The sequence below is a fragment of the Clostridium acidisoli DSM 12555 genome, from assembly GCF_900176305.1.
GTDB lineage: Bacteria > Bacillota > Clostridia > Clostridiales > Clostridiaceae > Clostridium_I > Clostridium_I acidisoli.
In genome coordinates, this window is the sequence record NZ_FWXH01000002.1 from 372788 (window position 1) to 389448 (window position 16661).

The window sequence follows — 16661 nt, forward strand, 5'->3', positions numbered from 1 at the left end:
GTAACAATCCCATCCTCTTCGAAGTTGTAGATAACGGCTGCTACGTCTCTCTCTCTGGATAACGATTTATAAAGCTAAAAATGAGATAAGGCACAAAATAACTGTTGCTATACAAAATACTGAAACAACTCTTGTTTCATGCCATCCAAGTTGCTCAAAATGATGATGTATCGGTGCCATTTTAAATACCCTTTTACCTGTTAATTTAAAAGAAGTAACTTGAATAACTACTGACAACACTTCTAAAACATATATCCCACCAACTATTATAACCAATAATGGAAATTTTAGTATTAGTGCTACACTTGCCACAGCTCCACCTAGTGCTAATGAGCCTGTATCCCCCATAAATATCTGTGCAGGATATGCATTGTATTTTAAAAATCCAAGTAATGCTCCTGCTAATATTGAGCAGAATATTGCAAGTTCATAACTGTGCCAAGCAAAACTTACCATTGCAAAGAATGTCATTACAAGAAGTGTAACTGATGTAGCAAGGCCATCTAATCCATCAGTTAAATTTACAGCATTAGTTACACTAACAAAATAAAATACTACAAAGACAATATATACAACTGGATTAAGTGTAAGTGACGTTTTTAAAAATGGTATGTATATATCTGTACCAAAGTTTACATAGGCATAATATGCAATTGCAATGGATACTATTAGTTGTAATAATGCCTTTTGTTTTGCTGTTAGTCCTTCATTTTTCTTATGTATAATTTTTAGAAAATCATCTAGAAAACCTATAACTGCGAATGCAAAAAAGCACACAAAAGCAAATATAGCATTTTTGTTTTTCATTATATTATTATTCATGATAAGCATAGTAACAGCAGTAGTAATTATAAATATAATTCCGCCCATAGTAGGTGTACCTGCTTTTTTTCTATGACTTTTAGGTCCCTCTTCTCTTATATTTTGTCCAAATTTCAATTTGTGAAGTATCGGAATTATTATCGGTCCTTGAAGCAAAGAAATTAAAAATGCCACTAGAACGGAATATATCATTGCACTCATCTATATCTCTCCCCTCTAATTGTTAAGTTCTTTGATGTCATCAACTATTTTTTCAAATTTCATTGCTCTAGAAGCTTTTACAAGTATTACATCACCATCTTCTAGAAATTTATTTATAAATTCTATAGCTCTATCTGTTGAATCGAAACATTTCATTTTATCTGTGTTTTTAAATCCGTCTGTATATGCTGAAGAAAATTCTCCTAAAACAATTAGAAAATCTACTGAATTATCCTTTGCATAAGCTGCAACTTCTTTATGTGCATTATATGCTTCGTTTCCAAGTTCTCTCATGCTCCCTAGAATTGCAATTTTTCTTTTTGCATTAATATTATGTAATACGTCAATTGCTGCTTTCATGGAATCTGGACTAGCATTGTAGCAATCATCTATAATAGTATATTTTTTACCTTTTAAAATATCTAATCTCATAGATGTCATCTGCATTTTCTTAATTCCCTCATTCATCTCATCATAAGTTAGCCCAAAACTTCTGCCTACTTCAATAGCTAGGAGTGCATTTAAAATATTATGTTTTCCTGGCGCATTTATTTTGAAATCCTTATATACCAAAGTGTTTTTTTCAAGTACGTCAAAAATCACAAAATTTTCTCCTAAACGTACATTATCTGCTTTTATATCAGCTTCTAAACTTATTCCGCATCTAATAATTTTGTAGCTTTTACCATCATTTTTAACAGATCTAAGCATATCATTTTCAACATTTAATATTAATTTTGACTTTTCATTAAAATAGTCTGTAATTTCAAGCTTTGCACCTAATATGTTTTCTCTAGTTTTTAAATTTTCAATGTGGGATATTCCTATATTTGTAATTAGTGCCAAATCTGGTTTTGCTGCTTTTGCCATATTGTGAATTTCAAAGAAGTTACTCATACCCATTTCCAATACAGCTATATCATAAGAATTATCTAGGCAAAATATAGTAAGTGGAAGTCCAATCTCATTATTGTAATTTCCTTGTGTTTTATAAACCTTATATTTTTCACTTAAAATGGAATATGTCATATCTTTTGTGGAAGTTTTACCTGTAGAACCTGTAATTCCAACTACTTTTATATCTAATGTACTTCTGTAAAACTCTGCAAGCTTTAATAGCGCTTTTCTTGTATTTTCAACAATTATTATTGACGTATTTTCATTTAAATCTTTATCTTCATATTTTATTTCTTCTATAATGCATAGTGCTGCACCAGCTCGTATTGCATCAGGCAAAAACTCATTTGCATTATATTTCTCCCCTTTAATTGCAATAAATATTCCATCTTTTTCTACTTTTCTTGTATCTATGCTAATATGATTAAACTTATCATTAGTACCCTTTTTTAAAATTTTACCTTCTACTGCATTTAAAATGTCATTTAGTGCAATGTATTCCAATTAAAACAGCTCCTTTAATATTTCTGCAACAACTTCTCTTTCGTCAAAATGAATCTTGCCTTCTTTTAATACTTGATAGTCCTCATGACCTTTTCCTGCAATAACAATAACATCACCTTTTTCTGCAATGGTTATTGCTTTTTTAATTGCTTCTTTTCTATCTTCAATTTTAATATAATTATCTTTTTTTACGCCATTAATTATGTCTTCTATAATTTTCATTGGTTCTTCAGATCTTGGATTATCTGAGGTTATAATTGCTATATCACTCATGGAAGTTCCGATATCTCCCATTATTGGCCTTTTCAAACTATCTCTATCTCCACCACATCCGAAAACAACTATAAGTTTGTTTTTTGTAAATTCTCTTGTTGTTTTTAATATATTCATAAGGCTATCTGGTGTATGTGCATAGTCAATAATTATATCAAAATCTAATTTTTTATCAGATTCAAAGGCTTCACATCTTCCTGGAACAGCCTTTAAAGATTCAATACCTGTTTTTATCTGTTCCATAGTAAGCCCTTCTAACATACAAGCAGCAGCACTTCCTAATGCATTATAAATATTGTATCTTCCTGGTATATTTAAATTTATATGAACAGATTTTTCTAGATACTTCATATCAAATTCAATGCCCCTTGAATGTAGTTTTATGTTTTCTGCCTTCAAGTCTACATTTTCATTTATACCATATGTTATTTTATTATTTTCTAAGTCACTATATACTTTTTTCCCATATTTATCATCCATATTAATTATACAATTTTTACTATTTTTAAACAAAATCAACTTTGCATTATAGTAATTTTCAAAAGTCTTGTGAAAATCCAAATGATCTTGGGTTAAGTTTGTGAAAACACCTTCATTAAATTCAATTCCATAAACTCTATTTAGATATAATGAATGTGATGATACTTCCATAACACAATAGTTAACGCCCTTTTCAAGCATTTTATTAAATAGCTGAAATAATTCTAATGATTCTGGTGTTGTTCTACTAGCTTCAATCTTCTCGTCACCTATGTAATTAGCTATAGTTCCTATAAGTCCTACCTTTTCACCTGTGGATTCTAAAATTTTCTTCATCATATAAGTAGAAGTTGTTTTTCCATTTGTTCCTGTTATTCCAATTAATTTAAGCTTCTTTTCTGGATGTCCGTAATAATTCGCAGATATAAGTGCTAAAACTTTTCTGCTTTCACTAACCTTTATAAGTGTGCACTCTGGTAAACTTTCAGGCACTTTTGTACAAATTATTGCAGATACCTTACTTTTACAAGCATTACTAATATATTTATGACCATCTGTATTATAGCCCTCTATACATACAAATAAATCATTTTTCTTTAATTTTCTTGAATCATATTGAATTTCATTAACTTCTACTTCAGAGTCCCCACATATGACCTCATATTGGATACCTCTTAGTATATTACTTAATTTCACGTTATCACTCCTATTCAAATAATGAGCTGTCTAAAAATGATTTTAAACATTTTTAGACAGCCACTCATAGTTTTAAAATTTCAGGGTAGCCTTTTTAATCTCCTGTAATTTCTAGATTCAAATTAATTGTAGTTCCCTTTTGAACTTTAGTGCCCTCAGGTTCATCTTGATCTGTAACAATTCCTGTTCCTGAAAAATTAGCCTTTAAGCCTAAATTTTCTAAAAGTTTTTCCGCTTTATCCTTACTTAATCCTGATAAATCTGGAACTTCTACATTACTATTATAGTTAGGTGTGGTTCCAGTGTAAAGTATTACTTTTGAGCCTTCTTTTACTGTAGCACCAGGCACAGGTGAAATATCTGTAATAGTATCCGCCCCTTGAAGCTGATCAAATGCTAAATTATTATCTTTTAAAAGCTTATACGCATCTTGACTTTTCATTCCTCTAACATTTGGAACTACGACATCATTTAACATACTATTTAATACATCATTATTTGATGCATCAACTTTTATATTAAGATAGTTGAATATATCACTAAACATTTGTTTTGCAACTGGTGTAGCAATTTGTCCAGCATAATAATTTGAAGGATCTGGCTCATCTATAGAGATTAAGACAGTAACCTTAGGATTGCTTGCTGGAGCCATCCCTGCAAAGGAAGCTATGTACTTTCCTGATTCATAGCCACCACCATTAGGATTTGGTTTTTGAGCTGTTCCTGTTTTTCCTGCTATTTGATATCCATCAATAAATGCTTTTTTACCTCCACCTTCAGAAATTACTTTTTCTAGATATCCACGAAGTTTTTTTGCAACCTCTGGATCTACAATCTTCTTTTCACCATAGTTATCATATTTTTTATCTACTATTTCCTTATTATTAGAATCGTAGTGTACAATTTTCTCCATAACGTGTGGTCTTACCCATACACCATTATTTGCTATAGTATTAAATGCACTTAAATATTGAACCATTGAAACTGTATTAGCTTGACCAAAAGCAATTGTTGCAAGATCTACAGGCCCTATTTTATTAGTTGCCTTTATAATTCCCTTAGCTTCCCCAGGTAAATCAATACCTGTCTTTTGTCCAAATCCAAATATGTTAATCCACTTATTTAAATTTTCTGCTCCAAGTCTCTGTCCAAGTATAGCAAAACCCACATTACAAGAATTTTTTATTATGTCTACAAAGGTCTCTGCCCCATGTCCAGTTCTCTTCCAACAATGAATAATTTTATTTGCAATAACTATGCTTCCATTACAATTAAATTTATCATCTTCCTTAACAACCTTTTCTTCCATTGCTGCAGTTGAAGTTATTACCTTAAAAATAGAACCAGGTTCAAAGGCATCACTTACAGCTCTGTTCCTCCATTCCTTTTGAAGTTCATCAGAACTCTTTCCTTTCTCCCAGGGATCATTAGGATTATAGTCAGGTTTATTAGTCATAGCTAAGATTTCTCCTGTACTTGGATTCTCCACAACAATAGAAACAGCTTTTGCTTTATTATCAGTAAGCGCCTGCTGAGCATTTTTTTCAGCAATCTTTTGTATGTTTTCATCAATGGTAAGAACAACATCTTTACCATTCTGAGGTTTAGAAAATTCTGAAACCGTATAGTCTAAATTAGGGCTGTTTTTGTCTATCTCTGCAATTCTTCTTCCTGGTATTCCTGATAAGTAATTGTCATACTGAAGCTCTACACCCGTCAATCCTTTTCCATCTGAATTAGTATGGCCGATTACCTGAGACAAAAGATTATCATTTACATAATATCTCTTTGTATCTGGCGAAATTATAATGCCATCTACTTTGAGGCTAGCTACCTTATCAGCTTCTTCTTTTGGTATTCGTCTTATAAGTGTTGCTGAACCAGCAGCTGCACCACTAGGTAATCTGTAATTTAAAATTTTCTTTACGTCCTCTTTAGGTTTCCCTATGTCATTTGCAAGTTTCTCTGCTAAAGTTTCAATATTTATACTATTATTTTTTTTAAGATAACTTCTCATTGTATCTAAATCTAAATCTATTCTATAAACATTTCCACTTACAGCAAGTTCATTCTCATTTTTGTCTAATATTCTGCCACGTTTTGCAGATATTTTAACCTCACTTGTCCATTGTTCAATTGCCAATTTTTTATACTTCGGTGACAAAATAACTTGAACTTTAAACAATTGACAAATTAAAAGGGCAAAAATCACTATAAAAAAAGTCAATATGAATACCAACCTAATTCTTATAATAACCTTGTCCCTATATTTCTTTTTTACCAACTAAGATACCTCCCATAATAAGGTTAACACTAATAAATATTAAGTATCTTAGGATAATATTACTAATTTATTTTTTTATCTGTTCTATAACTACAGCTTAGTCCAAGTTTTACTTTATAAGTCCTAAAAGCTTAGTAAAAATATTTTTTTTATCTTTAACATCGCCACTACTTTTTAACTTCAACGTCTGTTTATCATAATTTAATGATACAGCATTATTTTTTTGTGGTGCTACCATATTTAGTTTTGACGCTTTGTCTTGTAAGTCTCCAAGCCTATTATATTGAACTAATTGCAAACGTAAATTTTCATTGTCCTTACCGATGTTGTCTACATTTGTGTTTGCTGCTTGAAGTTTTATTTGCATAGTATAAATTACCGAATACCTATACACAACAGAAAAGCCTAAAATAAATATAAGTCCTATACAGGCCATTACCATGGCTTGTTTTCTTAATTTAATTTGTTTTGATTTTCTTAATTCTTCGTTATCTTTTCTTCCAAATTCATTATTTTCTTCTCTAAAAGGTTTTCTTTTTGGATTTAATGCGTTATTCCCATTATTTATGTATTTTTTCTCAGTAACTACCAATTGTTTCACCCCTTATAATTTTTCTGCAACCCTAAGTTTAGCACTTCTGCTTCTTGGATTAATTTCTAGTTCATCGTTTGATGCTTCAATAGGTTTTTTAGTTATTATCTTTATTTCTGGCGTCTTCCCACATATACAAATAGGGAATTCTTTTGGACATTCACATGGATCTTGCAATTTTTTAAATTTAGTTTTTACTATTCTGTCCTCTAAGGAGTGAAATGTAATTATATCCATTCTCCCCTGTTTTTTTAGTCTTCTTATTCCATCTTCAATAGTTTTCTCCAAAATACCAAGTTCGTTATTTACTTCTATACGAATGGCTTGAAAAGTCCTTTTTGCAGGATGAGGTCCATCCCTTCTAAATCTTGCTGGAATTGCTGCTTTTATAACCTCTACCAATTCAAAAGTAGTTTCTATTGGTTTATCTTCTCTTTTCTCTACAATAAAAGCTGCTATTCGTTTTGAAAATTTTTCTTCTCCATAGTTTCTTATGATTTCATATATTTTAGCTTCTTCATAATTATTAACAACTTCATAAGCGGATTTACTGCTATCTCTGTTCATCCTCATATCAAGTGGTGCATCATGCATGTAACTAAAACCTCTGTCCCCTTGATCTAACTGATAACTTGATACTCCTAAGTCCATAAGTATTCCATCAACTTTTTCAATTTCAAGTTCATTAAGAATACTATCTATGTTATAAAAATTATTATGTACATAAGTGACATTTTCATAGTCCTTTAATCTACTCTTTGCTGCATTGATTGCATCCATATCTTGATCTATGCCAATCAATCTTCCTTTTTTATTAAGTCTCTTTAATATTTCACTTGAATGTCCTGCACCGCCTAGAGTACAATCCACGTATATGCCATCTTCTTTTATATTCAAGTTTTCCAAACATTCATTTAGTAAAACCGATACATGCTTAAATTCCATTTCTTCACCTCTAAATTAAAAGTTCATTCATTTTTTCTGCTATTTCGTCCATATTTATATCAGATTCATTATATTGATTCCATTTTTCCTTGCTCCAAATTTCAATTCTTGTAGATACGCCTATACTTACTATATCCTTTTCAATAGAAGCATATTCTAACAAATTTTGAGGTATCAATGCTCTGCCTTGTTTGTCAACATTTACCTCATTTGCACCAGAAAAGAAAAATCTCACAAATGCCCTAGCATCTCTGTTTGTAAGTGGCAATTTTTTCAGTTTTTCCTCAAGAGTTTTCCATTCATCTATGGTATAAGCATAAAGACATCCATCTAAACCCTTGGTCAAAATAAAAACATCTCCAAGTGCTTCTCTAAACTTTGATGGAACTATAATTCTATTTTTGTTATCTATACCATGTTGATATTCTCCTATGAACATCTTATTCACCTCTTGGAATTTCACTCCATACTACTCCACTTTAAACCACTTTGTTCTACTTATTCTATAAATATTTATAAAATCCTTCTTTTTTATGAACTTTTTTATATAATTAAAAAATAAATTGCAAATTTCTAATGTTTTTATCGCATATACATGATAAAATCTTTAATCTTCAGTTAGGACAGATTGAAATACACCTTATTGTAATGTATAATTAGAAAGAATTATTATAGGACATATGAAAAATTTGAATATGTCTAACTATATACGAGAAAGGAATGTACATAAATGAGATTAGGTATTGTAGGTCTACCAAATGTAGGCAAAAGTACATTGTTTAATGCAATTACAAAAGCAGGTGCTGAATCAGCTAATTATCCCTTCTGCACAATTGAACCAAATGTAGGTGTAGTGGATGTTCCTGATAAAAGACTTGATGTTTTAGAAAAAATATATAACCCAAAACGTAAAATACATGCTAGCATTGAGTTTTACGATATAGCTGGACTTGTAAAAGGAGCTAGTAAAGGTGAAGGACTTGGAAACAAATTTTTATCACATATTAGAGAATCCTCATCAATCATTCATGTTGTTAGATGTTTTAATGATGATAATATAGTTCATGTTGATGGTTCTGTGGACCCAATAAGAGATATTGAGACTATTAGTTTAGAACTTATTTTTTCTGATTTAGAGATTCTTGAAAGAAGAATGGAAAAATCTATAAAATTATCTCGTTCTGGTGATAAAAAAGCTAAGGCTGAAATGGAAATAATGGAGAAAATAAAAGCCCATTTAGAAAGTGGTAAACCCGTAAGAACTCTCGAATTTACAGATGAAGAATCAGAACTTGTTAAAGATTTATTCTTTATTACTTCAAAGCCAGTTCTTTATGCTGCAAATATATCTGAAGATGATCTTCTTTCTGGAAATGCTGATAATGACTTCGTAAAAAAAGTAAAAGCTTTAGCTGCTTCTGAAAATTCTGAAGTAATAACTGTCTGTGCAAGTCTTGAAGAACAGTTAGCAACTTTAAGCGAAGAAGAGCAAAATGAAATGTTATCTGAGTATGGACTTACTGAATCAGGTCTTGATAAATTAATACATTCTAGCTACAAATTACTTGGACTTATGAGTTTTTTAACAGCTGGTACAGATGAAGTAAGAGCTTGGACTATAAAGAATGGAACAAAGGCTCCTAAAGCTGCCGGTAAAATCCATAGTGATATAGAACGTGGTTTTATACGTGCTGAAATTGTTTCTTTTGATGATTTGGTGAAATGTGGTTCTGAAGCTGCTGCAAAAGAAAAAGGACTTTTTAGACTTGAAGGTAAAGACTACGAGATGAAAGATGGAGATGTTGTAAACTTTAGGTTTAATGTTTAATGCTAATTAGTTGAGTTTATCCATAATATAAAGAGATTTCAAAACAAGTAGTTAAAGATTTTATCTAGCTAAACGCAAGCTTTAACTACTGTTTTTTTATTCCATATAATTAAGCAATCATGGAAAATGAGAATTTATTTGTCACCTTCTTTTTGTTTTCTATGTTTTGTTTTTTTAACGTTTTTTTTAGTTGAAGCAAAATCCAAACCATTCATGAATTTATTTAACTCTTCTTTACAGGATTCTATTATTTTTTCCCAATCTAAATTATTGTCTCCCATCATAATGTTTGCAGCATCACTTACGGTTTCTACTGAAAATATATGAAATTTTTTTACTTTTACTGCTTCTTCAACTTCTCTACTAACCACTATATTGTCAACATTAGTAGAAGGCACTACAACGCCTTTTCCTTCACATCCACCCATAACCTTACACACGTTAAAGAAACCTTCTATTTTTTCATTTACACCACCAATAGGTTGTATATTCCCAAACTGATCTAGAGACCCCGTAATTGCTAAATTTTGTTTTATAGGTGTTTTACTTATTGCTGATAACATACTTAAAACTTCAGCTGCTGATGCACTATCTCCATCAACTTTTCCGTAAGTTTGTTCAAAACAAATATTAAAATCAACACTTAATCCATTATACTCTTCTAGGATATTATTCAGATATCCCTTTAATATGCTTACTGACTTAGAATGAATACGCCCACTTAAATCGTTTATCTTTTGAACATCGATAATATCTCCATTACCTTTAAAACAACTACAGCTTATTCTAACTGGTTTTCCAAAACTTTCATATCCAACATCTACAACTGATAACCCATTAATTTGTCCAATGGTTCTATTTTCAGTTTGTATGAAAATTTTTCTTTTATCATACAATTCTAACATTTCTTTTTCCATTGTTGATTGTTTATAGGCTGCTTTTATAATACAATCATCATCTATCTCATATTTATTATCTTTTTTAGCGTATTCATTAGCTATTAGTAATATCCTGTTTAATTCTTCTTCTCTAAACAAAATTTTTTCTCTGCTTTCAGCCATTCTACATAATACCTTAATTAATTCACTTATAGCATCTTGTGATAATATTTTTATACCTTTATCACTCATATAATTTTCTATATAATTAAAAAGAAACGCTTTAATATTGCTATCAATTTTTAATGATAATTTTGCTTCTGCTGTTGTACTAAACATATTTCTAAAATCTTTATCATAATAAAAAAGCCTGCTGTAAATTTCTTCATCACCTATAAGTATTACATTTTCTTCTATATCTATAGGTTCCGGTTTTAATTTGTTTTCTGATAGCAATTCAAAATACACCTTATCAAAACTAAAATCAACTCTTCTATTCAATAGAAATTTTTTTAAATAATAAAAAGAACTAGGATATAATAATAAACTATCTATTCTTATTATTAAGCATCCATTATTTGCCCTTAGCAAGGAGCCTGCTTTAATAAGTCTAATGTCTGTTACATAATTTCCCTCAGCATTCTTAAACCCTATACTTCCTAAAAGATTTCCTATACTTGGATCATCCTCAAAAACTACCGGAAAATTTTTTTTACTATTATCTACAATTACATTTACATTATATTTTGAAAATATTTCAATGAACTTTTTTTCATCCTCTTCAAAATCACCAGTGCAAGCATCAACTACATTTTTCTCTATATCAAAAAATGTAGATTTTAAGAATTCTATTATTTTATCATTATCCTTAAATTTTAATATAAACTCTCTTTTTTGATTTTCCATTGACACATCAAAAACTTTCTTTAAAATTCTCTTAATTTTATTAGTACCTTGTTTCTCTATTTCTTTAATTTCTCTTATAACTTTACTCTCAATAACTTTTAGCTTTCTTAGCTCCTCTAATAACTTCTCTTTTTCCTCTATATTTAGTTTGTCATATTCATCTTCTGTAATTGTTTTGTCCTTATATATTGGTATAAATATAAAACCTCCATCTTCTTGTTTTATATCAAAGCCCGCCTCATGCGCATTTTTAATTAATGTATCTATACACTTATTTTTTTTTATCTCAATTTCACTACCTATAGTATCTAATAAATTTTCATTTAAATTATTGTAAAATTCATATATAAGGTTAATGTATGACTCCTTTATTTTCTTTATAGCTGATTTTAAAAGAATTCCATATCCACTTTCCGTTTTAATACATCTTGGTACTCTTTCCTGCTCTCCATTTACATAACAAATATCTTCTGCACTTGATTTTCTTTTTATATTTTTTTCTATAAATCCAACTATTTTATTTAAATTATTCTTTGTGAAATCATCTATGATATAAAGATTAAATCCTGGTTTATTAATTGACATAATTTCATTTATTTTATCATATATCTCCTCATATTGAGGGCAGTAATCATCATTTACAATATATTCACCACTTAAATCAACTTTGAATTCAATATCTTCAGGCATTAGTTCATTTACCATTTTTAACCTCCCTAAACCATCTTCTAATATATTAATATTCTTAGAAAATGTTTTAGCTACACTCTATCTTATTATTTAAACTATGTTTTAAATTAAATCCTACAATTTACCATTACCAAAGTACAACATTAAAAATAATTAATACATAGATAGATTTAAGTAAAGACTAAAGAAATTTATTCTACTACGTGAGTAAAAAGGTGAAAGAAATCCTTGGCGGCAAGATGGAAGAATTAACGGTAATACCGTTAACGGTGAGAGAATTTGCTTTTAGCAAAAGGAATACGTACTTATGGGAAATTGCGGAGTACGGGTGAAGGGTTTGACAGGCACTTTGCTAGTCAAAGGCGATGGGTTTTCCGTTGGAAAAAGCTATAAATAACTATTTCTAAGTTTCAGATGGATGCCCTATGGCCTAAACACTCCACCTGAAACCAAGAACTCTGTTTATAATTTAAAGTATATTTTGTCCCTCATTTTTTGACCGAAGGTCGTGGTATTTAGCGTATAAGTATTATTTAGGATATAAATCTTCCTTTATTCTGCTTTTTCACATATTGAAATTGATGCCGAAGCCCCTATTCTGCTTGCCCCTGCTTCTATCATTGCTATACAATCTTCATAAGTTCTTATTCCACCTGAGGCTTTAACCCCAAGTTTATCTCCAACACATTTTCTCATGATTTTTATGTCTTCAACTTTTGCACCAGCTGAAGAAAAACCTGTTGAGGTCTTAACAAAATCTGAACCAGCCTTTACTGCTAATTCAGAAGCCTTTGCTATTTCTTCTTTTGTTAAAAGACAAGTCTCTAAAATTACTTTTGTAATAGCTTTTCCTTTTGCCTTTTCCACTACTGCTCTGATATCATCTTCTACATATTGAAAATCTTTATCTTTAAGTTTTCCAACATTTATAACCATATCAACTTCTTCTGCTCCATCTTTTATTGCTTCTTCTGTTTCTAATGATTTTATTTTTGTTATATTGGCTCCTAAAGGGAATCCGATTACCGTGCATACCTTTACTTCACTTTTTTTAAGAAGTTCTGCACAAATTTTAACATTAGATGGATTTATGCAAACTGAAGCAAAACCATTTTCTATAGCTTCTTTGCAAAGCTTTACAATTTGTTCCCTTGTTGCTTCTGGTTTTAATATAGTATGATCAATTAATTTTGCTAATTCTTGTTTTTTCATATTATTCCTCCTATACTCTTATATCATATGTATTCTATAATATAAATTTAAATCTTACAAGTAAAATTACATTTTTTCACGCGCCTTTGTCATGTATATATTTAAAAACCATATATAGTATGATATAATGTAGCTACAATTAGCAATACATATAAATATATATAAACATTAACTTACATAAATTCAACTGAAAAGGAGCTATTTACATGGGTTTTAAAGATAAACTTCAAAATTATTATGCAAAGTCTTATATGGACAAAAACGGTGATAGAATTACACAACTTCAAGGAAATGTTGTTTCAGTTAAAATTGAGGAGAAATCAATTTTATGGATTTTTCATAAATTATTAGTTACCCTTATTATAAAACCAGATAGAAGTAAAAATGTTGTAAAGTGCGAATACAAAAAAAGCAGATGGTTTAAGAAAGTAACTTTTATGACTATAAACCAAGGTAACCTATTACTGGTTCAAGGTTTAAAGGCTAAAAAAGGTAAGGGAAATGGTGAATCTATAGATATATTAAACATACGAAATATGACTACCAAAAAAGATTTAGTTCAAGTTGATGGTAATCCAACCAAGCCAGTTAAACAAATTAGAAAATACAGATAAAATTAAACTTCCTTACAGCCATTTATGCTGGTAAGGAAGTTTTTTATTAGTTTTAGGCTACTTTGAGTCATAATCTTTAAATTCTAAATTTATTTAAAATATAAATATACACTATTTATAGTTGATATAAAGGCTGAAAAAAATATTACTATTCCCCATTGAAACAAATTTAAAGCATCTGTATGAAAAACAATTTGTAGAAATGGAACATAAATCACACAAATTAACATAACTATTGATACAGTTACTGCCATAACTAAAGACATATTGGTAAATAACTTAATTTGAAAAATAGATTTTTTTTCAGACCTACATTCAAATACATGAATAAGTTGTGACATTATTAAAGTCCCAAGGGCTATTGTCCTACATGTCCTTAAAGGCATATTTAAAACTTCTCCTACTAGAAACGAAAGTACTGTACATATTCCAATTAAACTACCTCTTATTATTATCTTTTCTTTTAATCCTCTTGCAAAAATACTTTCATTTTTATCCCTTGGCATTTCGTACATAACATCCTCATCTTTTGGATCTACACCTAAGGCAATTGCAGGAAGACCGTCGGTGGCTAAATTTACAAGTAATATTTGAATAGGTAATAATGGTGTTTGCAAATACAATAGAGAAGATAAAAACATAGTAAGTACTTCTCCAAGGTTACACGATAAAAGATATCTGATAAATTTCCTTATATTATTGTATATAACTCTACCCTCTTCAACAGCTGCCACAATTGTTGTAAAATTATCATCTAGAAGTATCATTGAACTGGCTTCCTTTGTTACATCTGTACCTGATATTCCCATAGATATTCCTATGTCTGCATTTTTCACTGCTGGAGCATCGTTTACTCCATCACCAGTCATTGCCACAATTTTATTTTTTCTTTTAAATGCTCCAACTATTCTAAGTTTATGTTCTGGAGAAACTCTTGCAAATATCTTTATTTTATTTATTATTGATGAAAGTTTATTGTCGTCTAATTTATCTAGTTCCTCACCAGTTATAACTTCCGACAGATCACTACATATACCTAATTCTTTTCCTATAGCATAAGCTGTGTTTTTATGGTCACCAGTTATCATTACTGCCTTTATACCAGCCTCTTTACATCTTAATACTGCTCCCTTAACCTCATCTCTTGGAGGATCTATCATTCCTGCAAAACCCAAAAATATAAGATCTCTTTCTTGATTTCCATTTATAATTCCACTGTCCTTATACGCAGCAGCAATACATCTTAAGGCTTTGCTTGACATATCATTAAGTACAGATTGTACCCTTTTTTTATAGTTTTCTGTAAATGCTTTTTTTTCTCCGTCAATACTGATATATTTACATCTATCAATTATTCTCTCTGGTGCTCCTTTTACATATGAAATTTTTCTCCCGTGCTCATTTACTATTACTGACATCATTTTTCTATTTGAGTCGAATGGAATGTCACTAATTCTTTTAGCACTATCTAAAAATGTCTTTATGTCATAACTATTGGTAAAAAAAGCTTTTATAAGAGCTGTTTCAGTTGGTTCACCTACAAGACTTTTTCCTATATTTTTTTCTCTGTAATTCACTTCACAATCATTACAAAATACAAATGCTCTTTTTAATAGATATAATTTCTCGTCTTTAAATCTATTTTCATTATAAATTTTATCGTTATAATATATTGATTTTACTGTCATAATGTTTTTAGTAAGAGTTCCTGTTTTATCACTACATATTACAGATGTACAGCCAAGTGTTTCAACTGCTGGAAGTCTTCTAACAAGAGCGTTTCTTTTAAGCATTCTTGATACACCTAGTGCAAGTGCTACAGTTACAATAGCTGGTAATCCTTCTGGAATAGCAGCAACTGCAAGACTTAGTCCTAATAAAAACATCTGATATTTATCTTGTCCCCTTATTATTCCAAGCGCCGTAACTACAATACATATCATAACACAAAGGACTACCAATACCTTTCCTAGTGAAGATAATTTATCCTTTAATGGTGATCTCTCCTGTTCTATATTTTGCAAAAGATTTGCTATCTTGCCCATTTCTGTATGCATTCCTGTTTCGACTACTCTTGCTTCTCCTTTTCCCCTAAGAACTATTGTTCCCATAAAAACACTATTATTTCTATTACTGGAACTTTTGCTAACCCCTAACGATTCACCTGTTAAAATTGACTCATCAAGGGATAAATTAGAAGATGTTACAATTATAGCATCTGCCGGTACTCTATCACCACTCTCTATTACAATTAAATCTCCTGGTACTAAAAGTTCTGCATTTATTACTTGAACATTACCATTTCTTATTACTTTCGTTGTAGGTGATGCCATCTTTTTTAGAGCCTCTAGAGATTTTTCCGTTTTATACTCCTGTACAAATCCCATAATTGCGTTCATAATAATAATTATTATTATGGTGATGGCATCTGCCTTTTCACCCATAAAGCCGGATATTATAGTTGCTGCAATCAATACCCATATAATAAAATCATTAAATTGAGCTATGAATATCTTCACAGGTGTGGCTTTTTTATTTTGCTTTAGTATGTTTAACCCATGTGTTTTTAATAGTTTATTTGCCTCTGCAGTACTAAGTCCATTATAAATTTCATTTTCATTAATCATTTTTTCACCCCGCATAAATACTTAGATAACGTTAATACTTAGTTTGATTTTCATAATAGTGATATATTGCAAGGCATAGGTGAAGGGTTTTCACCTATGCTTCACGGTGAAAAAGCGAAGCAATCGTTAAAACCCTTCACCACTGCTTTGCAATCTTTTATCCTTCCTATTATAAAAATCTTAATTTATAACTAATATATGTTTATATATGT

The 16661-nt window shown here is 30.1% G+C and carries 12 protein-coding genes; 2 read left to right on the forward strand and 10 right to left on the reverse strand.

All coding sequences use genetic code 11. From position 1 onward, the window contains the following. Positions 1 to 66: 66 nt before the first annotated feature. From mraY to mraZ, 7 genes are all read right to left on the reverse strand, one after another. Positions 67 to 1023 carry a phospho-N-acetylmuramoyl-pentapeptide-transferase gene (gene mraY, locus B8978_RS01965; protein WP_084113599.1) on the reverse strand — a complete coding sequence of 319 codons (957 nt, stop codon included), beginning with the start codon at positions 1021 to 1023 and terminating at the stop codon, positions 67 to 69. A gap of 15 nt (positions 1024 to 1038) precedes the next feature. Further along, a complete protein-coding gene (locus B8978_RS01970; protein WP_084113600.1) occupies positions 1039 to 2424 on the reverse strand; it encodes a UDP-N-acetylmuramoyl-tripeptide--D-alanyl-D-alanine ligase in 1386 nt (461 codons plus the stop codon). Continuing rightward, positions 2425 to 3873, reverse strand: a complete 1449-nt coding sequence (locus B8978_RS01975) for a UDP-N-acetylmuramoyl-L-alanyl-D-glutamate--2,6-diaminopimelate ligase (protein ID WP_084113601.1) — start codon at positions 3871 to 3873, stop codon at positions 2425 to 2427. It abuts the gene before it with no gap. Positions 3874 to 3967: 94 nt separating this feature from the next. Then, entirely contained in the window at positions 3968 to 6157 is a 2190-nt protein-coding gene (locus tag B8978_RS01980; protein WP_084113602.1) for a stage V sporulation protein D, read from the reverse strand. 109 nt (positions 6158 to 6266) lie between these two features. After that, positions 6267 to 6749, reverse strand: a complete 483-nt coding sequence (locus B8978_RS01985) for a hypothetical protein (protein WP_084113603.1) — start codon at positions 6747 to 6749, stop codon at positions 6267 to 6269. Positions 6750 to 6761: 12 nt separating this feature from the next. Then, complete coding sequence (gene rsmH, locus B8978_RS01990) at positions 6762 to 7694, reverse strand: 16S rRNA (cytosine(1402)-N(4))-methyltransferase RsmH (RefSeq protein ID WP_084113604.1); 933 nt, start codon at positions 7692 to 7694, stop codon at positions 6762 to 6764. A gap of 10 nt (positions 7695 to 7704) precedes the next feature. Next, positions 7705 to 8133 carry a division/cell wall cluster transcriptional repressor MraZ gene (gene mraZ / locus B8978_RS01995; protein ID WP_084113605.1) on the reverse strand — a complete coding sequence of 143 codons (429 nt, stop codon included), beginning with the start codon at positions 8131 to 8133 and terminating at the stop codon, positions 7705 to 7707. 291 nt (positions 8134 to 8424) lie between these two features. On the opposite strand from mraZ, the gene ychF reads away from it, so the two are divergent. Beyond that, positions 8425 to 9522 (forward strand): redox-regulated ATPase YchF, encoded by a 1098-nt coding sequence (gene ychF / locus B8978_RS02000; protein ID WP_084113606.1) that lies wholly within the window; start codon positions 8425 to 8427, stop codon positions 9520 to 9522. A gap of 134 nt (positions 9523 to 9656) precedes the next feature. Here ychF and B8978_RS02005 read toward each other — a convergent pair whose 3' ends face one another. Continuing rightward, entirely contained in the window at positions 9657 to 12011 is a 2355-nt protein-coding gene (locus B8978_RS02005; RefSeq protein ID WP_084113607.1) for an AAA family ATPase, read from the reverse strand. Positions 12012 to 12548: 537 nt separating this feature from the next. Then, on the reverse strand, positions 12549 to 13208 hold the full coding sequence (gene deoC, locus B8978_RS02010; protein WP_084113608.1) for a deoxyribose-phosphate aldolase: 660 nt from the start codon (positions 13206 to 13208) through the stop codon (positions 12549 to 12551). 206 nt (positions 13209 to 13414) lie between these two features. On the opposite strand from deoC, the gene B8978_RS02015 reads away from it, so the two are divergent. Further along, positions 13415 to 13822, forward strand: coding sequence for a hypothetical protein (locus tag B8978_RS02015; RefSeq protein ID WP_084113609.1), 408 nt, complete (start codon positions 13415 to 13417; stop codon positions 13820 to 13822). Between the two features lie 89 nt (positions 13823 to 13911). On the opposite strand, the gene B8978_RS02020 is transcribed toward B8978_RS02015, so the two are convergent. Continuing rightward, the gene (locus tag B8978_RS02020; RefSeq protein WP_084113610.1) at positions 13912 to 16449 is read right to left on the reverse strand and encodes a cation-translocating P-type ATPase; all 2538 of its coding nucleotides are present in this window, start codon (positions 16447 to 16449) and stop codon (positions 13912 to 13914) included. Positions 16450 to 16661: the final 212 nt, after the last annotated feature.